Source organism: Streptomyces atriruber (genome assembly GCF_001418325.1).
In the GTDB taxonomy this organism is placed as follows: domain Bacteria; phylum Actinomycetota; class Actinomycetes; order Streptomycetales; family Streptomycetaceae; genus Streptomyces; species Streptomyces atriruber.
The window spans coordinates 1-19920 of sequence record NZ_LIPN01000161.1 but is presented as its reverse complement, the minus strand read 5'-3'; the positions used below and the strand labels follow the sequence as shown (position 1 = coordinate 19920).

The window sequence follows — 19920 nt, the reverse complement described above, 5'->3', positions numbered from 1 at the left end:
GTCGGTGAGGACGACGCGGTCGTGCCGGCCGAGCATCACGTTGTCCGGCTTCACGTCGCGGTGCAGGATGCCCGCCTGGTGTGCGGCGTCGAGGGCGTTCAGGACGTCGAGGCCGATCCGCGCGGCCTCGCGGGCGCCGAGCGTGCCCTCCTGGAGCGCGGCGCCGAGGGAACGTCCCTGGACGAGCTCCATCACGATCCACGGCTGGCCGTCCTCGACCGCCACGTCATGGACGTTGACCACGGCCGGGTGGTCGAGACGGGCGGCGGCGCGCGCCTCGCGGCGCATCCGCTCGAAGGCGTTGGCCCGCTCGCGCTCCGGCAGGTGGTCGGGGACGCGTGGCTCCTTCACGGCGACCTCGCGGTCCACCGTCTCGTCCTTGGCGCGCCACACGGTGCCCATGCCGCCGTGGCCGAGCTTGGCGAGCAGCCGGTAGCGGTTCGCGACCAGGCGGCCCGCGCCGGGCTCGGGCTCGGGCGACTGGTTCGGCACGACCTGGGTCGGCTGGGGCTGGGACTGAGGCTGCGGCTGCGGCTGCGGCTGCGCGTAGGGGTTGTCGGGGTGGGCCGCAGCACTCGGGCCGGACTGTCCCGGTACGCCCGGCTGTTGTGGTGGCTGGAGGCCGAAACTGGTGGGTTCGTACGGCCCGTAGGAGGCTCCCCCGTCATTACTCATGCCACATGACTACCTTGCCGGGCACCTCGGATTCCAGCCAGGTCCTTCATTGTGACCGGGGTGATGCACGTGGCCGGGGCGATGCGCACGGCCGGGGCGATGCGCACGGCCACGCGTCATCGACGTACGAACGTGTCGACCGCCGCGTCGAAGTACCGCCGCGCCTGCGACGCCTCCCCGACCGGCCCCGAGACCCACACCTCAAGCATCCGGCCGCTCTCCTCCCAGCACAGGTCGAACGTGCGTCGGGCGCCGCGTTCCTGGCCGAGACCGTCCCGGGAGAACTCCCGCAGGGCGGCCGGTCTGCCGTTGCGCGTGGTCTCGGTGACCCTGCTGTCGCGGTAACCGGGTTGGCCCTGCGGGCCCTTCGCGTCGGCGCGGCGCTGCGCGGCGAGCGGGCCGCCCGGTTCGGCCGCCGTCTCCTCGATGCCGATGCGGTACGTGCCATCGGGCGAGGCGTAGGAGACGCGGGGCCCCTCCGCCTGGCGCCGGAACCCTTCGGGGACGGCGAGCGCGAAGCCCTTGGGGTCCTTCGCGATGCGGTAGCCCTGGGGCGCTTCGGGTGACGACGGCGTCGGCGTGCGGCTCGTCACGGTGACCGTCGGCGTCGGTGAGCCGTGCGACGACGTGGCGGAGGACGGTGCGGGCGTGCCGCCGCCGTCGCCGCCCCTGCTCAACAGGAGCGCGGCGGAGACCCCCGCGCCCGCCAGGGCGGCCACCAGAGCCGCCGCGATCATGAAGGTCCGGCCGTGCTTCTCGGGCTGCACGAGCCCCGCGGCGGCCTGGGCGGCGAGGAGTTCCCGCTCGGCCGGCGTGGGGCCGCCCCGGCCCGGCCGCCCCGGAAACCCCGGAAGTCCGGGCAGCCCACGCCCCGGAAGGCCCGGCAGCCCACGCCCCGGCGACCCGGGCCCCGGTCTCTCCCGCACCACCGCGGGCATCCGCCCCGTCTCGACATACACCCGCAGCAGCCCCTCCGCCTCCGCCGCGCCGAGCCGCCGCGCCGGATCGCGGTCGAGGAGGCCGAGCACCACGGGCAGCAGCGGGGCGACGGCCGGGGGTGGCCGGATCTCGTCGAAGACGACCGCGTGCAGGACGCCGCCGATGGAGTCCCGGCGGAACGGCGACTCGCCGGCCAGCGCGGTGGCCAGCAACGCGCCCAGCGACCACAGATCGGACTCGGGCCCCGTCCGCTCCCCCGCCATCCGCTCCGGCGCGGTGTACTCGGGCGAGCCCACGAACGACCCGACCTCCGTGAGCGTCGTCGCGCCCGTGAGCTGCGCGATGCCGAAGTCGGTGAGCATCGGGTGCATGCCCTGGGCGTCCTGCTTGAGGAGGACGTTCGCGGGCTTCAGGTCGCGGTGCACGACGCCGTCGGCGTGGCTGGCGGCGAGCGCGTCGGCGATCTGGGCGGTCAGCAGGGCCGCCGCGACCGGCGTGAACGGGCCGTTCTCGCGCAGGTAGCGGTGCAGGTCGGGGCCCTCGACGAGGTCCATGACCAGAGCGAGGAGATCGCCCTCGACGACCAGGTCGCGCGTGCGGACGATGTTCTCGTGCGTGAGCCTGAGCAGGACGGACCGCTCTCTGAGGAAGCGCATCACGACGTCCGCGTCGTTGGCGAGCTCTTCCTTGAGGACCTTGATCGCGACGGTCTCGCCGGGCTGGCCGGGGACGGCCGCCTCGGCACCCGCGGTCTCCCGCTGGCGGGCTCGCCAGACGGTGCCCGTGGCGCCGCGCCCGAGCGGCTCCTCGAGCAGGTACTTGCTGCCTACCGGCCGCACGTCATGCGCTCCCTGCTGGTCTGGCTGGTCCCATCCGGACGCTGGTCCTGTCCGGGGGTCTGTCCGAAGGTGTTCCGACCTACTGTAGTGCCGTCGAACATGGCACCGGCCGGTCGGATTCCGCCCGGCCATTTCTTTCCGGCGCGTTCCGGATCGTTGTTCGGTGGAAAGACGCTCGCCCGTGGCCATTGGTTGCCGAGTGGTCCCGAATTGACCTTTGCTCGAGAACGCCCGGAGATATCCGCAACGGTCCAAGCAGGCACTTTTCCGAGCAGAGCCGACCAATCAAGATCACTTACAGGTGGCCGCCGGGCGTGTTGTCAGTGGCAGGTGCGAGGATGCCTCCAGTACTGGCCGACGTGCCCGTGTGCGGTGGGGGGAATCACAGCGCGTGCCCCCGTGCCGGGCGCCCAGCGCAGAAGGGACCGCTGACGGCGATGCAGATCCGGCTGACCGTCCTCGGGCCGCGCAGCGGCCAGACCGAGCAGCAAGACCGCCCCACGGCGGCGACCGGGGCCCACGGCGTCTGTGACGTCCTGGTGACCGCCCCCGCCGGGACCGCGCTCGCCGCGGTGGCGTCCGGCCTCGCCACGACCGTGGCGGGCAGCGAGGCCCCCCTCGTGCTGTACGCGGGCCCGGAGCGCCTCGACGCCCAGCGCTGCACCCTCGGCGAACCCCCCTTGATCGACGGAGCGGTGCTCTCGCTGGGCACCCCCGCCGAGCCCGGTCCCGAACTGGCCGGGGCGGCCGCCCAGTTGCACGTGGTGGCGGGCCCGGACGCGGGCGGTGTCCATCTGCTGCACGGCGGCCGGATCCAGGTCGGCCGCTCCGCCGACGCGGACGTCCCGCTGGACGACCCGGACGTCTCCCGCATGCACTGCTCGGTCACGCTCACCGCGGACGGCCGCGTCACGGTCACGGACCTGGGGTCGACGAACGGCACGGCGGTGGACGGCAGGGAGATCACCGACCGCCCGGTGCGGCTCTCCCCCGGTTCCCTGCTGCGCATCGGCGAGTCCGCGCTCCGTCTGACGGACGGCGGGGGCGGCCCCGTGTCCGGCCCGGGCACGGCGCTCGCGACGGCGCCGGACGGCGAGGGCCACGTGCGCGTGCGGACCGCCGGATCGGCGCCGCCCACCCTCATGGAGGCGGCCCCGGCAGGCCCCGCGGCCCACCATGCGTACGGCTCGGGCGGCTGGGGCGCCGCGGGCGGCACCGGCGGAGGGGGGACGTACGACATCCCGCCGCAGACCACGTCCGCCCCACACGCGCACGGCGGGCAGGGCGCGTCCGGCCCGAAGGATGCACACGGCTCGCAGGGGGCGCCCGGGAGCGGCCCCGCGCCGGTCGGACACGACGCGCACGGGGCGTATCCCCCGCACGGCACGCACGGCGGCCCCACCGGCGCCGAGACCCCCGTGGTGCCGCACCAGGGCAGCGCCCCCGACGCCGAGCGGACCCGCACCGGGACGCCCGCGCGCGGCACCACCGTGCCCCGTGGCCTGCGCAAGCGCGGCGGGCTCTCGGCCTGGGCCCGGCGGCTGACCGGCGGCCGGGACGGCGCCCAGGCCCACGATCCGTACGACGGCCCGGACGGCCCGGACGCCTTCGAGGAGTACGGCGGCTATGAGGGCCACGAAGGACAGGGCGGGTACGGAGAACACGAAGGGCAGCACGAGGCATTCGCGGGACACCCGGGACACCCGGACGGCGGCCCCGCGGGCGACCGCGGGCGCGGACCGGCGGCGCCCTCCCCGGAGGACCTCGCCATAACCGCCGCGTCCCGCACGCCCGAGGCGTGGCCGGATCCCGCCGCCCTGCTGCTCACCGCGCTCGGCCCGGGCCCCCGCCTCTGGGAGCGCGGGCCCGGCCACCCCGAGGCACTCGCGGTGCGGCTCGGCACGGTCGACCGCGCCCTGCCCGCCGCCGACGGGCGGGAGGGGCTGCTGCCCGCCGTCCCCGTCACGGTCGGGCTGCGCGAGGCCGGTTCGCTGGGCCTCGCCGGGCCCCGGGACCGGCTCACCGGCCTGGCCAGGGCCGTCGTCGCCCAGCTCGCCGCGCTGCACTCCCCCGACGCCCTGGAGATCGTGCTGATCAGCACGGACCGCGCGCGCCCGGTGGCCGAGCGCACCGCCGAGTGGGCCTGGCTCGGCTGGCTCCCCCATCTGCGGCCCACCCACGGCCAGGACTGCCGCCTCCTCCTCGCCTACGACCGCGACCAGGCGGCGGCGCGCACGGACGAGCTGATCCGGCGCCTCGACGACCACATCGCCGACGGCGGCGCGCACGGCACGGGCACCGCCGTGACCGGCGCCCGCACGGTCGTCGTCGTGGACGGCGACCCCGGGTCCGCCGGGCTGCGCGAGTCCGCCGTCCGGCTCGCGGGCGAGGGCGCGCGGGCCGGGATCCACGTCGTGTGCCTGGCCGAGACCGCCGCCGCCTCGCCCGCCTCCCCGGTCCTCGACACGTACGAGGCGGCTTGTTCGGTGTCACCGGCCTTCCGCGCGTGCGGTGCGGCCGCGCTGCTCAGCGGCGATGTGGCGACCGCGCTGCGGCTGATGCGGACGGCGGGCGGGCGGCCCGCGGGCCACGGCACCGTCGCCGCCGTGGACGCCGTGTCGGCGGCCTGGGCCGAGCGGTTCGCGCGGGCGCTCGCGCCGCTGCGGACGGACGGCACGGCAGGCGAGGGGCACACCCGCGTCTCCGCGCCACTGCCCCAGTCGGCCCGGCTGCTCGACGAGCTGGGGCTCGCCAGGGCCACGCCCGCCTCGCTGATGGCGCGGTGGGCGGCGGCCGCCGACGACCCCGAGGCCCTCGGCGGGCGCGCCGCGGCGGTGCTCGGCGCGGGACCGCGCGGGCCGGTCGTCGCCGACCTCGGCGCCGACGGACCGCATCTGCTCGCCGAAGGCCCCGCGGGCAGCGGGCGTACGGAACTGCTGCGTTCCGTCGCCGCCTCCCTCGCCGCCGCCGAGCGCCCCGACCGGCTCGGCATCGTGCTCGTCGACGGGCGGGACGGTGTCGGCGCGGGCGGCGCCGCCGGACGGCAGGGGGCGGGTCTCGGTGTCTGTACGGACCTGCCGCACGTCACCACCCACCTCGTGGCCAACGACCCGGTGCGGATGCGGGAGTTCGCGCAGTCCCTGGCCGCGGAGCTGAAGCGGCGGGCCGAGCTGCTCGGCAGGCTCGGGTTCGCCGAGTGGCACACGCAGCGTGCGGTGTCGGGGCGGATGGTGACGCAGCGTTCGCAGTCGTCCGCACCGTCCACGGCCTCGACGACGTCCGCAGCCTCGGGAACATCCGCGCCCTCCACGACCTCCGCGACCTCGGCACTCTCCGACGCACCCCTCTCCTCGCCCTCATCGCCCTCATCGCCCGTGACCGCACAGGGGCTCGACGGGGACCTCGATCCGCCGCCCAGCGCCACGATGCGGCTGCGGCCCGCCGCGGCGCGGCAGCGGGTGGAGCCGGGCCCGCCGCTGCCCCGCCTCGTCGTCCTCGTCGACGACTTCGACGCACTGCTGTCGCCCGCGCTCGGGTCCCCCGGGCGGCCCGCGGCCGGTTCGGTCGTCCGCGCGCTGGAGGCGGTCGCGCGGGACGGGGAGCGGCTCGGGGTGCACCTCGTGGCGGCCACGGGGCGCAGCGAGCGGGTCCTGGAGACCGAGCTGGGCCAGCGGGCGTCGCTCCGCGTGGTGCTGGATGCGGTGGCCTCCGGGCCGGAGGAGCCCGCGCCCGGCCGGGGCGAGCTCCGCTCCCCCGACGGGCGGGCCACCGCCTTCCAGGCGGGCCGGGTCACGGGACGCATTCCGCGTACGGCGACGCTGCGGCCCACGGTGGTCCCCCTGGAGTGGGAGCGGATGGGCGATCCGCCGGCCCGTCGGCCGGTGCGCGAGCTCGGCAACGGACCGACCGACCTGGCCCTGCTCGCCAGCGCGCTGGAGCGGGCGGCCCGCTCCGTCTCCGCGGACCAGGTGCCGTCCTTGCTGTGACCGTGCGCCCCTCTGACAGCCCACTTGCGCACAGTCCGTGCAGCTCACCCCAAACCCCATGACGCCACGTCACAACGCCATCACGATCAGCGAGTTGACAGCGCAGGCCATCTTGCCGCCGCTCCCCGCGCGGGCGTAGACCAGACCGCACGGGACTCGCCAGGGAAGAGAACGGGGCAGTGATGCGCAGCACTCTTCGTACACGCAGGGCACCGCTACATCGGCGTACCACAGCCAAGATCGCCTCAGCCGTCGTCGCGAGCGCGCTCGCGTTCACCGTCACCGCGTGCGGCGGCGACGACAACGACGACGGGGACAAGGGGAACAATGGCTCGGACAACGACACCGGATCCGCGCTCCAACTGCCGCAGCTGGACGGGGAGAACGTGTCCGTGGCCGCCGTCTGGGGCGGCGCGGAGCGCAAGGTGTTCCTGAAGGTTCTGGACGAGTTCGAGAAGAGGACCGGCGCCCAGGTCTCCTTCGTACCCGCCCAGGACCCCATCATCAGCTTCCTGGAGTCGAAGGTGGCGGGCGGCCAGCCGCCGGACGTGGCGATGCTGCCGCAGGTCGGTGCGATCGAGCAGGCCGTGGCGAACAAGTGGGCCAAGCCGGTCGGGGCCGAGGCGCAGAAGCAGCTCGACAAGAACTACGCCACGGGCTGGAAGCGGCTCGGGGTCGTCGACGGCAAGCAGTACGGCGTGTACTTCAAGGCCGCCAACAAGTCGCTGGTCTGGTACAACACCAAGGTCTTCGAGAACGCGGGCGTCAAGGCACCCAAGAGCTGGGCCGAGTTCAAGAAGACCATGCAGACCGTCTACGACTCCGGCGTGCCGCCGATGTCCGTGGCGGGCGCCGACGCGTGGACCCTCACCGACTGGTTCGAGAACATCTACCTCTCGCAGGCGGGCCCGGAGAAGTACGACCAGCTCGCCCAGCACAAGATCAAGTGGACGGATCCGTCCGTCGAGAAGGCGCTGACGACGCTCGGCGAGGTCTTCGGCACGAAGGGCTTCGTGGCGGGCGGCTCGAAGGGCGCGCTGCAGACCGAGTTCCCCGCCTCCGTGAAGCAGACCTTCACCGGCGGCGACCAGCCCAAGGCGGGCATGGTCTTCGAGGGCGACATGGTCTCGCTGGCCATCTCGGAGACCAAGGCCGAGGTGGGGACGGACGCCAAGGTGTTCCCCTTCCCCGTGGTCGGCCAGTCCTCCCCCGCCGTGGTCGGCGGTGACGCGGCCGTCGCGCTGAAGAACACCAAGGGCGCGCAGGCGCTGCTGACGTTCCTCGGCTCGCCGGACTCGGCGAAGATCTGGGCGGAGGCGGGCGGCTTCATCTCGCCGAACAAGAACCTGCCCATGTCCGCGTACCCGAACGACGTGCAGCGGAACATCGCCAAGGCCATGATCGCGGCCGGTGACGACATCCGCTTCGACATGTCCGACCAGGCCCCGCAGTCCTTCGGCGGCACGCCGGGCAAGGGCGAGTGGAAGGCGCTGCAGGACTTCCTGGCGAACCCCAAGGACGTCGCGGGCACGCAGAAGGCGCTGGAGACCGCCGCGGCCAAGGCGTACAAGGACTGACGCGGTGGCGTCCGCGAACGCCGGGGGTGCGCCAGAGGTGGCGCCGCCCCCGGCCCCGACCCCGCGCAAGAGCGTGACCGGCACCCGCAAGACCATGGCGGCGCTCTTCCTGCTGCCCGCCCTGGTGCTGCTCGGCGCGCTCGTCCTGTACCCCATCGGGTACTCGTTCTTCCGCAGCTTCTTCGACGACTCGGGCGACTTCACCGCGTTCGGCAACTACGAGACGCTCTTCACGGACGACAGCATCCGGACCGCCATCAAGAACAACGCGATCTGGGTGGTCGTCGCGCCCACGGTCGCCACGATCCTCGGCCTGATCTTCGCCGTCCTCACCGAACGGGTGCGCTGGGGGACGGCGTTCAAGCTCGTCATCTTCATGCCGATGGCGATCTCGATGCTGGCCGCGGGCATCATCTTCCGGCTCGTGTACGAGTCCGACCCCGACCGCGGTGTCGCCAATGCCGTCATGGTGAGCGTGCACGACACGTTCTCCGAGTCGTCGGCGTTCCCGCAGGCGCATCCGAGCACCGCGTCGCCGCTGAAGAACGCGGGCGGCGGCGCCTTCATCACCAAGGAGCCGGTGCGGGCGGGCACGCCCGTGGTGCTCCCGCTGACGGGCGTGCCGCCGGAGAACATGCCGGACGGCGCGAAGGCGGCGCGGCCCGCGCAGGCCGACCCGGGGCAGGTCACCGGCACCGCCTGGCAGGACTTCACGCGCGGCAAGGGGCGGGGCAGGGCGAACGCCCCCGACAGCGCGGAGTTCGGCTATCCCGGCATCAAGATCGAGGCGGTCAAGGGCGGCAAGGTGGTGGCGTCCACCGAGGCGGCGGCCGACGGCACCTTCGCGCTGCCGAAGGAGGCCGACGGCGCCCAACTCCGCTATCCCGCATCGAACTTCCGGGAGGCGTACAACGGCATCGACTGGCTCGGCCCCACCCTGATCACGCCCTCGATCATCGGTTCGTACCTGTGGATGTGGGCGGGCTTCGCGATGGTCCTGATCGCGGCGGGCCTCGCGAGCGTGCCGCGTGAGCTGCTGGAGGCGGCGCGGGTGGACGGCGCCAACGAGTGGCAGGTGTTCCGTCGGGTGACAGTGCCGCTGCTCGCCCCGGTCCTGGCGGTGGTCCTGGTCACGCTCATGATCAACGTACTGAAGATCTTCGACCTGGTCTTCGTGATCCCGCCGGGGTCCTCGAAGGACGAGGCGAACGTGCTCGCGGTCCAGCTGTACAACTCGGCGTTCCTCGACAAGGACTCGGGAGTGGCCAGCGCCATCGCGATGCTGCTCTTCCTGCTCGTGATCCCCGTGATGCTGTTCAACATTCGGCGGATGAGGCGGGAGGCGCGACGGTGACCGCTCAGACCGAGATCGTGAAGGCGAAGCAGTCGCTCGGGGGGCGCATCGCGTCCCTGCTCGGCAGCACCGCGCTGCGCGTGTTCCTGGTGCTGGTGGGCCTGTTCTGGCTGGTGCCGACGATCGGCCTGCTCATCGGCTCGTTCCGCACGCCGGAGGACATGAGCGAGAGCGGCTGGTGGAAGGCGTTCAGCGCGCCTTCGCAGTTGACCTTCGACAACTACTCCACGCTCCTCAAGGACGAGACGATCACCGACTCGATCCTGTCGAGCGTCATGATCACCGTCCCGGCGACGCTGCTCGTCGTGGTCATCGGTTCGCTCGCCGGATACGCGTTCGCGTGGATGGACTTCCCGGGCCGCGACTGGTGGTTCATCGGTGTGGTCGCGCTGCTCGTCGTCCCGGTGCAGGTGGCACTCGTGCCGATCGCCGATCTCTTCGGCAAGATCGGCATCTTCGAGACCACGATCGGCGTGATCATCTTCCATGTGGCCTTCGGCCTGCCGTTCGCGATCTTCCTGCTGCGGAACTTCTTCGCGGAGATCCCCCGTGAACTCCTGGAGGCGGCGCGGCTCGACGGCGCGGGCGAGCTGCGTCTCTTCCTGCGCGTCGTGATGCCGCTCGGGGCGCCCGCGATCGCCTCGCTCGGCATCTTCCAGTTCCTGTGGGTCTGGAACGACATGCTGATCGCGCTGATCTTCGCCGACTCGAAGAACCCGCCGATCACCGTCGCGCTCCAGCAGCAGGTGCGGTTCTTCGGCGACAACGTGCAGATCCTGGCGCCCGGCGCGTTCATCTCGATGGTGATTCCGCTGGCCGTCTTCTTCGCGTTCCAGCGGCAGTTCGTGTCCGGCGTGATGGCGGGCGCGGTGAAGTAGCGGCACGCCACGCGCGATCAGCGCGGCAGGCGCGATCAAGCGACAGGCGCGATCAAGAGGGAGGCGGTCCCGGTCGGCTCGACCGGGCCGCCTCCCGCCGCTTAACCGGGGCGTCTCCTCGCGTCCATCCCCCGGATGCCACATCCGGCGTAACTCGCTCACTCTTCAGGCGTTTTCGGGCAGTATGCCCGCGCCGACCCATGGATGTGCCTTGCCCCGGTTCAGTGTCATCGTCCCCGCGTACAAGGTGCAGGCATATCTCCACGAGTGCCTGGAGTCCGTGCTGGAGCAGTCCTTCACCGACCTGGAGCTGATCGCGGTCGACGACTGCTCACCGGACGCGAGCGGCGCGATCATCGACGAGTTCGCCGCCCTGGACGCGCGGGTACGAGCCGTCCACCTCAAGGAGAACGTCGGTCTCGGCAGGGCCCGCAACGCCGGCATGGAGCGCGCCACCGGCGACTATCTGATCTTCCTGGACAGCGACGACACCCTCACCCCCGGCTCGCTGCACGCGATCTCCGACCGCATCAAGGAGACCTCCGAGCCGGACGTCCTGATCTACGACTACGCGCGCACCTTCTGGTCCGGCGAGGCCGTCCGCAACCAGTTCGCGGCCCACCTCACCGAGGAGGGCGACGCCCCCTTCCGGCTCGCCGACCGGCCCGGCCTCCTGAAGGTCCTCATGGTCGCCTGGAACAAGGCGCACCGCCGCGACTTCATCGAGCGCGAGGGCTTCACCTTCCCGCCCGGGTACTACGAGGACACCCCCTGGACGTACCCGATCCTGATGACGGCGGACACCCTCGCCTGTCTCGACCGGGTCTGCGTGCACTACCGCCAGCGCCGCCAGGGCAACATCCTGGGCACCACGAGCCGCAAGCACTTCGACATCTTCGACCAGTACGACCGGGTCTTCACGTTCCTCGACGAGCACCCGGAACTCTCCGCGGCGTGGCGGCCCGTGCTGTTCCGGCGCATGGTCGACCACCTCTCGACGATCTTCACCAAGCGGGGCAGGCTGCCGCGCGGCTCCCGGGCCGAGTTCCTGCGCAAGGCCCGCTCCCACTACCGCCGTCACCGCGCGCCGGGCGTCCGCGTGCCCGCCCGCACCCGGCTGCGGCACGGCCTGGTGCGGCTCGGTTCGCACCGCACGTACCGCGGCCTGTGGGCGGCGCTGCGGCTGCGCTCGCGCGCCGAGCGGTACGCGACCCACACGGCCCGTCGCGCGAAGGGCGCCCTGCTCCAGCTGCACTACCGCGTCCAGCTGTGGCTGCCCGTGCGCGACCACTGCGCCGTCTTCTCCTCGTACTGGGGGCGGGGCTACGGCTGCAACCCCGGCGCGCTGGAGGCCGCGATGCGCGAGCTCGTGCCCGGGGTCAGCACGGCGTGGATCGCCCATCCGCGGCACCACCACACGATCCCCTCGGGGACGCGCAGGCTGCGGCCCGGCACGGCCGCGTACTGGACGGCGCTCGCCCGCTCCAAGTACCTCGTGAACAACGTCAACTTCGACCGAAGACTGGTCAAGCGCCCCCAGCAGGTCCTCGTCCAGACCCAGCACGGCACGCCCCTCAAGCACATGGGCCTCGACCTCCAGGAGCGCCCGGCGGCCGCGCGCTCCACGGACTTCGCCGCCCTCCTGCGGAACGTCGACAAGTGGGACTACGTCCTTTCGTCGAACCGGCACTCGACGCTCGTGTGGGAGCGGGTGTTCCCCGCCGGGTACACGACGCTCGAATACGGCTATCCGCGCAACGACCGCTTCCAGCGGGCGACTTCCGCCGAGGTCGCCCGGCTGCGGGAGTGCCTGGGCATCCCGCACGGCGCGGTCGCCGTCCTGTACGCCCCGACCCACCGCGACTACCGCCGCAGCCAGCTCCGCGCCCTCGACCTGGAGCGGATGCTGCACGCGCTGGGCCCGCGGTTCGTGATCCTGACCCGCGCGCACCACTTCTACGGGGCGCCGCTGGCCTGCGGCGGCGAGCAGCCGTCCGGGCGGCTCATCGACGTGTCGGACCATCCGAGCGTCGAGTCGCTCTGCCTCGCCTCCGACGCGCTGGTCACCGACTACTCGTCCCTGATGTTCGACTACGCCAACCTCGACCGGCCCATCGTGCTGCACGCCGACGACTGGGAGGCCTACGAGGCGGCCCGCGGCACCTACTTCGACGTGCGGGCGTTCCCGCCGGGCGCGGTCGCGCGCAGCGAGGACGAGCTCACCGACATCTTCGCCACCGGCCACTGGGCGGGCTCGCGCTCGGCGCAGCTGCGGCGGGCGTTCCGCGAGCGGTTCTGCGGATACGACGACGGGCGCGCCGCGGAGCGCGTGGTGCGCCACGTCGTGCTCGGCGAGCGGGGCGGGCTGCCGTCCGTGGTGCCCCTGGCGGAGCGACGCCCGGTGCCGGGGGGTGCTCCACGGCCGGACCGGGTGCCGTTCTCGGGCCTCCAGCGCTCCCCGCAGCCGTGATCCGCGTCGTGTGAACCACCATCGAGAGAGGCCGTCTTGTCGCGCTTCAGCATCATCGTCCCCACCCATGACGTACCGGGGCGGCTCGCCGACTGCCTCGCCTCGGTCCTCGGCCAGTCCTTCGCCGACTTCGAGGTGATCGCGGTCGTCGACTCCCTCGACGCGGCGGCGGGCCCTAGTCCGGCGATCGCGGCCGAGCACGCCGCGCGCGATCCACGGGTGCGCCGCACGCAGTCCCCGCCCGACGCGGGCCTGCCGGGGGCGCGGAACGCGGGGGCGGGCACGGCGACCGGCGACTACCTGCTGTTCCTCGACGGCGACGACACCCTCACGCCCGGCACCCTCGCGGCGCTCGACGCCAGGCTCACCGAGTGCGACGACCCCGACCTGCTGCTCTTCGACCACGAGCGCGTGCACTGGTTCGAGGGCAGCCAGGGCCCGGCCCTCGAACGGCTGTGGGCGGACGCTCCCGCGGGCACCTTCACCGTGGCCGACCATCCGGCGCTGCCCGACCCGCTGGTCCCGGCCTTCGCCGCCGCCCACCGGCGCGCCTTCGTGGCCGAGCACGGCCTCGTCTTCGCGCCCGGCATGTTCACGGACGCGGTGTGGGGCCTGCAGACCGTGCTGCGGGCCGAGCGGATCGCCGTGCTCGACCGCGTGTGCGTACGTCATCTGCTGCGCCGCAGGGGGGCGCGGCACCGCGCCCCCGGTGACCACCACATGGACCTGCTCGCCCAGTTCGAGCGCGCGATGGCCGGTGCCGTCGCGCTCGACGTGCCCGCGCCCGTCCTCGCGCGGGTCTTCCGCAGGTTCACGCACGAGGTGCTCAAGACGGCGTCGACGCCCTCGCGGCTGCCCTCGGCGCGGCTGCGGCGGCGCTTCTTCCGGCAGGCCACGCGGCTGTACCGGCTGCACAGGCCGGCCGGGTTCCGGCCGCCGCCGGGGAGCCTCGGGATGCAGCACCGGCTGCTCGGGGCGGGGGCGTACGGCGCCTTCTGCGCGCTGCGCGGCATCAAGTCACGGGTGGCCGGGGCGCTCTCGCTGCTGCGGGAGGTGTGGGCGAAGGCGGAGCGGCGGCTGCCCGGACGCAATGCGTACGCCGCCTTCCTGAAGCGGCCCGTCGACGAGGACCTCGCCGTGTTCTCGTCGTACTGGGGGCGCGGCTACTCCTGCAACCCGGCCGCGATCCACGCCAAGGCGCGGGAGCTGGCCCCGCACATCAAGACGGTGTTCCTGGTCTCCGACGCGGCGGCGCGCGCCGGTCTCCCGGAGGGCGTCGAGGGCGTCGAGATCGGCAGCCGCCGCTACTGGGAGGTCATGGCCACGGCCAAGTACACCTTCAACAACGTCAACTTCGAGATGGCCGTGAAGAAGCGCCCCGGCACCGTCCACGTGCAGACCCAGCACGGCACCCCGCTCAAGCGGATGGGCGTGGACCAGGTGGACCACCCGGCCGCCGCCGCTGCCGCGGGGCCCTTGGGCAAGCTCCTGCAGCGCGTGGACCGCTGGGACTTCAACGTGTCCTCCAACCGGCACTCGACGGAGGTGTGGGAGCGGGCGTATCCCGGCGCGTACGAGAGCCTCGACGTCGGCTATCCGCGCAACGACGCCTTCTACCGCGCGTCGGCCGACGACGTGACCGCGATCCGCGCGCGGCTCGGTGTCCCCGAGGGCAGGATCGCCGTGCTGTACGCGCCGACCCACCGCGACTACCGCACGGACTTCGCCGTCCAGCTCGACCTGCCCGCGTTCTGCGACGCGCTCGGCGAGCGGTTCGTGGTGCTGATGCGCGCCCACCACTTCTACGAGGGCTCGGCGGGGCTCGAAGAGGTGGTGCGCTCCGGCAAGTTGATCGACGTGACGGAGCACCGCTCCCCCGAGGAGGTGTGCCTGGCCGCGGACGCCCTGGTCACGGACTACTCGTCGATCATGTTCGACTACGCCAACCTCGACCGGCCGATCGTCGTGTACGCCGACGACTGGGACGTCTACCGCGAGACGCGTGGCGTCTACTTCGACCTCCTCGCCGAGCCGCCGGGCGTGGTGGCCCGCACCCCCGACGAGCTGACGGCGGCGTTCCGGTCCGGCGCGTGGGACGGCGGGCGGGCGAGAGCGCTGCGGGCGGCGTTCCGCGAGCGGTTCTGCGACCTCGACGACGGGCTGGCCGCGGAGCGGGTGGTGCGACGGGTGCTGCTCGGCGAGTCCGTGGCGGAGCTGCCCCCGGTCGTACCGCTGTGCGAGCGCGTGCCGGCACCCGCCGCGCCCCGCGTCCCCCAGCACTGACCCGGCACTGAACCGGCACCGGCCCGTCTCTGCGCCTCCGTGCCTTCCCGTACCCGCGTCCCCGCGTCCCTCCGCCCCTCCGTCCCGAGGAAGATCCCATGCCTCGTTTCAGCATCATCGTCCCCGTCTTCAAGGTGCGGGGCTTCCTGCGCGAGTGCCTCGACTCGGTCCTGACGCAGTCGTTCACCGACGTCGAGGTCATCGCGGTCGACGACTGCTCGCCCGACCACTGCGGCGCGATCATCGACGAGTACGCCGCGGCCGACCCCCGGGTCCACGCGGTCCATCTGCCCGAGAACGCCGGACTCGGCGGGGCGCGCAACGCCGGTGTCACCCACGCCACCGGCGACTACCTCCTGTTCCTGGACAGCGACGACAGCTACACACCGGGCGCGCTCGCCGCGATCGACGAGCGGCTCCGCCTCACCTCGGACCCGGACGTGCTGGTCTTCGACCACGTCCGCACGCACTGGTGGGGCTCCGGCGGCCGGAGCATGACGGCGGACCTGCTGGCCTCGGCGGGCACGGACACGTTCGACGTCCTGGGCAGCCCGCAGTACCTGCACCTGTTCCTGGTCGCCTGGAACAAGGCCTACCGGCGCGACTTCTTCACCGGCCACGGATTCACGTACCGCAAGGGGTTGTACGAGGACGCCCCCGTCACCTATCAGGCCCTGGTCTCCGCGCGCCGCATCGGCTGTCTGGACCGGGTGTGCGTGGAGTACCGCCAGCGCAGGCAGGGCGCCATCACCCGCACCCCGGGGCGCAAGCACTTCGACATCTTCCCGCAGTACGCGGGGATCTTCGCGTTCCTCGACGAGCATCCGGAGCTGGACGCCGCCCGGCCGCTGCTCTTCGAGCGGATGATCAACCACTTCCTGACGACGCTGCCGAACACCGAGCGCGTCCCCGCCGAGGACCGCGGCGACTTCTACCGCACCGTCGTGGAGTTCCACCGGCGCTACAAACCGGCCGGGTTCACCCCGCCGTACGACCGCTACCGCCTCCAGTGGCGGCTCACGGCGAGCAGTCCGTACGCCGTGTTCCGGGCCGTCTCGGCGCTTCAGTCGGTGGGCACGGCCGCGCTGCGGAAGAAGCAGCGGCTGCGCAAGACGGTCGCCAGGAAGGCGAAGCGGACCTTCACGCGGGTCCAGCGCACCCGGCCGCTGGACCCGAACCTCGCGGTGTACTCGGCCTTCTCGCACCGCGGCCCGCTCGGCGATCCGGCCGCCGTCCACCAGGCCGCGGGGGTCGTCGCCCCGCACGTCAGGCCGGTGTGGGTGGTGCACCCCGGCTTCGCCGACCGGATGCCGGAGGGCGTCGACTTCGTCCTGCCCGACACCCCGGCCTACCACCGGGTGATGAGCCGGGCGACGTACTTCTTCAACAACGTCAACTGGGCGCCCGGCCTGGTGAAGCGCGAGGGGCAGATCCACGTGCAGACCCACCGGGGCACCCCGCTCAAGCACATGGGCCTCGACCTCCTCGGCCGCCCCGCCGCGCTGCACCACCTCAACGTCCGCGCCCAGCTGTGGCGTTCGGACCGCTGGGACTACAGCCTGGTGTCGGGCCGCCACGCGGAACGCGCCTGGGAGAGCGCCTACCCCTGCCACTTCACCTCGCTGCCGACCGGCGCCCCGCGCAACGACGTCCTCGTCACGGGCGACCCGCTGCGGGGGGTGGCGGTGCGCCGACGGCTCGGGATCCCCGACGGCCGCACCGTGGTCCTGTACGCGCCGACGCCCCGCGACCACCGCAAGTGGTACGACCCGCGCCTGGACTTCGAGCGGCTGACCCGCGCGACCGGTCCGGGGGTCACCCTCCTGGTGCGGCTGCACCCGCAGTACGCGCGGGCCGCCGTGCGCGGCCTCCAGCTGCGCGACCTGGAGCGGCGCGGGCTCCTCGTCGACGTCACCGACGAACCGTCCGTCGAGGACGTGATGCTCGCCTCCGACGCGCTGGTCACCGACTACTCGGCCCTGATGTTCGACTACGCCTGCCTGGACCGCCCGATCGTCGTCCACGCCGACGACTGGGAGGTCTTCCAGGTCACCCGCGGCACCTACTTCGACCTGCTCGCGACGCCCCCCGGCCACGTCACCACCAGCACCGCGCAGCTGGCGGACCTGCTCGTCTCCGGGACGTGGCGCGACGAACGCTCGGCCGCCCTGCGCGCCGCCTTCCGCGCCCGGTTCTGCGAGTACGACGACGGCAACGCGGCCGCCCGCGTGGTGTCCCTGGTCATGCTCGGCCAGGAGTATCCGCCGCCGCCCATCCCCCAGCAGGATCCCGGCCGCCTCCGGGACGCCGCGCCCTCCGGCCTCACGAAGAGCGCGCGATGAGCGGCACGACGACTCCGGTTCCGGAGATCCCGGGACAGTCGGCCCGCGCGGACGGCACGGGCACCGGCACCGACGCCCCGAAGAGCGCAGGCCCGTCCGCCTCCCCCTGGTGGGCCGACGCGGCGGCCGTCGTCGGGGGCGGCGCCCTCATCGCCCTGCACGGGTCGCGCCTGGGCCAGTGGGTGGTCGACGACGCGGCCATCACCTTCGCGTACGCACGCAGCATCGACGAAGGGCTCGGCCCGGTCCAGCAGGCGGGCGCCGCACCCGTCGAGGGCTACTCCAACCCCGCCTGGCTCGCCCTCCTCGTCGTGGGGAGACGGCTCGGCCTCTTCGACCACCGGGCCGTGTTCGGCGTCCCGGACCTGATCCTCTACCCCAAGGCCCTCGGCCTGCTGTGCGCCCTCGGGATCCTGGTCGCCGTCGCCTGCGCGGCCCGGCGCCTGGTGGCCCGCTCCTGGCTGGTCACGGCCGCCGCCGGGGTGCTGCTCGGCGCCAACGTCTCCTTCGTGGCCTGGACGTTCTCGGGCCTGGAGAATCCGCTGTACGCCTGTGTCGCCACGGTCCTCGCGGCCGTCCTCGTCCGGGCGGTCGCCGCGGGGAACCTGCTCGGCGGCGGGCCCGCCGCGGCCTCCGGGCTGCTCGCCCTGGTGGCCGCGCTGACCAGGCCGGACGGCGCGGTGCTCGCGGGCGTGTACCCGCTGCTGCTCCTGCTGACGGCGCGGGGCGGGCCGGTGGGGCCGCGGGTGCGGGCCGCGGCGCTCGGCACGGCCGCCTTCGCGGTGCCCTACGCGCTGTTCCTCGGCTGGCGCCTCGCGGTCTTCGGGCGCCTCGTGCCCAACACCGCGGTCGCCAAGGCGCAGGAGGTGCCGGACGCCGAGCTGTTCACCCGGACCACCGGCGAGCTCCTCACCTTCGCGGGCTGGCCCGCGGTGCTCGTGGCCACCGCGCTCGTCGCCGTCGCGCTCACCCGGCGCGGCATGCCGCGTACGGCGCTCGCGGCCGTCGTCCTGCCGCTCGCCCTGACGCTGTGCGCGTACGGCGTCCTGGAGCCGGACTGGATGGGGATGCACCGGTTCGCGACCCCGGTGTGGCCGCTGGGGGCACTCGCCCTCACCCTCGCCGCCGTGGGCCTGGCCGAGCGCGGCGGGCCGCGCCCCCGGGCCGCCGTCGCGGTGGCGCTGAGCGCGACGCTGCTCCTGTCGTGGTCCGCTCAGCGCGAGGCGGCGGCCGCGTTCCGTGCGAAGCCCACGCTGCCGATGTGTCTCGTCGTCAACCGGGACGGGGTCGTCTTCAACGAGTACGCGGACCGCCTCGGCATCGAGGACGGCTCCGTCCTCCTGCCCAGCCTCGGCGGCACGCTGCTCACCAGCGGCCTGACGGTGTACGACCTCGCGGGCCTCACCGAGCCGCGGATCGCGGACGCGCTGGCCGCGGGCGACGCCGAGGGCCTGCGGACGTACGCCTTCCGGGAGTTGCGCCCCACCTTCGTCCACGCCGTCGGCGTCTGGGCGGACAAGACCGGCATGAAGGCACCCCGGCTGACGGCGGAGGGCTATCTGCCGCTGTACCGCACGGCCGACGGCGGAGGCGACTGGGTGCGGGCGGACGCCGTGCGCCGTCCCGAGCGGCTCGGGCCCCTGCGTGCCTGGGCCGACCGCGTCGTCCCGGCGGCGTACGAGAGCGGACGTCACCGCTGCGGTGACGTACTGCGGCCCGGCCAATCAATCGACCGACCGATCGACCACCCCTGATGGAGGCCCCCTCATGACGACGAGCAACAGCGAAGCCACCGCCGGCCCGGACGCGGCGGAGGACCTGCCCCGCCCGACCACCCTGGAGGACGTACCGGGCTGGTTCTGGCCCCTGGACCAGCGCCTGTTCGCCTGGTTCCTCGGCGAAGGCGCCGCCGGCACCCCGCCGGGCGACCTCCTGGAGATGGGCTGTTACCTCGGCAAGAGCACGGTCGTGATGGGCCAGTTCCTGCGGCCCGAGGAGAAGATGACCGTCTGCGACCTCTTCGGGGCCGACGACGGCTACACCAAGGAGGCCACCAGGACCTTCTACCAGAAGTCCCTGACCCGGCAGGCCTTCGAGGCCAACTACACGGCCTTCCACGACGTGCTGCCCGAGCTCGTCGAGGGCCGCACCGACATGCTGCCGGAGCTGATCGACGACGGCTCGTGCCGGTTCGTCCACATCGACGCCTCGCACATGTACGACGACGTGCGCGACGACATCCTCACGGCGCGGAACGCGCTGCGCGAGGACGGCGTCCTGGTCCTCGACGACTACCGCACCGAGCACACGCCGGGCGTCGCCGCCGCCTCCTGGGAAGCCGTGTTCCGCCACGGCCTGCGCCCCGTCATGCTCTCCTCCAACAAGCTGTACGGCACGTGGGGCGACCCGGCGCCGCTGCGCGAGGCGCTCCTCGAGGAGCTGCACGCGATGCCGAACTGCGCACCGGAGATCCAGCACATCGACGGGCTCGACGTGCTGCGCGCCTCGCGGGCGAAGATCCCCGCGCCGCACCTGGTGACCTCCCGCCACCAGCCGCGCCCCGCCAAGCGCCCGGCC

The 19920-nt window shown here is 73.2% G+C and carries 11 protein-coding genes; 9 read left to right on the top strand and 2 right to left on the bottom strand.

All coding sequences use genetic code 11. From position 1 onward, the window contains the following. Together AOK03_RS17950 and AOK03_RS17945 are read right to left on the bottom strand one after the other, a co-directional pair. Positions 1–675 (bottom strand): serine/threonine-protein kinase (locus AOK03_RS17950; RefSeq protein WP_157868988.1); only part of this gene is annotated, 675 nt, incomplete at its 3' end. A gap of 116 nt (positions 676–791) precedes the next feature. Further along, positions 792–2453 (bottom strand): protein kinase domain-containing protein, encoded by a 1662-nt coding sequence (locus AOK03_RS17945; protein WP_055566297.1) that lies wholly within the window; start codon positions 2451–2453, stop codon positions 792–794. A gap of 437 nt (positions 2454–2890) precedes the next feature. Between AOK03_RS17945 and AOK03_RS17940 the strand changes: the two genes are divergently transcribed. From AOK03_RS17940 to AOK03_RS17900, 9 genes are all read left to right on the top strand, one after another. Continuing rightward, entirely contained in the window at positions 2891–6439 is a 3549-nt protein-coding gene (locus tag AOK03_RS17940) for an FHA domain-containing protein (RefSeq protein ID WP_055566296.1), read from the top strand. 182 nt (positions 6440–6621) lie between these two features. Beyond that, positions 6622–8016 (top strand): ABC transporter substrate-binding protein, encoded by a 1395-nt coding sequence (locus AOK03_RS17935; protein ID WP_055566295.1) that lies wholly within the window; start codon positions 6622–6624, stop codon positions 8014–8016. 4 nt (positions 8017–8020) lie between these two features. Further along, a complete protein-coding gene (locus tag AOK03_RS17930; protein WP_055566294.1) occupies positions 8021–9370 on the top strand; it encodes a carbohydrate ABC transporter permease in 1350 nt (449 codons plus the stop codon). Beyond that, the gene (locus AOK03_RS17925; protein WP_055566293.1) at positions 9367–10248 is read left to right on the top strand and encodes a carbohydrate ABC transporter permease; all 882 of its coding nucleotides are present in this window, start codon (positions 9367–9369) and stop codon (positions 10246–10248) included. The genes AOK03_RS17930 and AOK03_RS17925 overlap by 4 nt, the downstream gene beginning before the upstream one ends. A gap of 211 nt (positions 10249–10459) precedes the next feature. Continuing rightward, positions 10460–12718: a bifunctional glycosyltransferase/CDP-glycerol:glycerophosphate glycerophosphotransferase gene (locus AOK03_RS17920; protein WP_055566292.1), complete on the top strand. Its 2259-nt coding sequence runs from the start codon at positions 10460–10462 to the stop codon at positions 12716–12718. 36 nt (positions 12719–12754) lie between these two features. Continuing rightward, entirely contained in the window at positions 12755–15001 is a 2247-nt protein-coding gene (locus AOK03_RS17915) for a bifunctional glycosyltransferase/CDP-glycerol:glycerophosphate glycerophosphotransferase (protein WP_055566291.1), read from the top strand. A gap of 98 nt (positions 15002–15099) precedes the next feature. Then, the gene (locus AOK03_RS17910; RefSeq protein WP_055566290.1) at positions 15100–17343 is read left to right on the top strand and encodes a bifunctional glycosyltransferase/CDP-glycerol:glycerophosphate glycerophosphotransferase; all 2244 of its coding nucleotides are present in this window, start codon (positions 15100–15102) and stop codon (positions 17341–17343) included. After that, positions 17340–19097: a hypothetical protein gene (locus AOK03_RS17905; protein WP_055566289.1), complete on the top strand. Its 1758-nt coding sequence runs from the start codon at positions 17340–17342 to the stop codon at positions 19095–19097. The genes AOK03_RS17910 and AOK03_RS17905 overlap by 4 nt, the downstream gene beginning before the upstream one ends. A 13-nt stretch (positions 19098–19110) precedes the next feature. Continuing rightward, on the top strand, positions 19111–19920 hold an 810-nt coding region (locus AOK03_RS17900), incomplete at its 3' end, for a class I SAM-dependent methyltransferase (protein ID WP_055566288.1).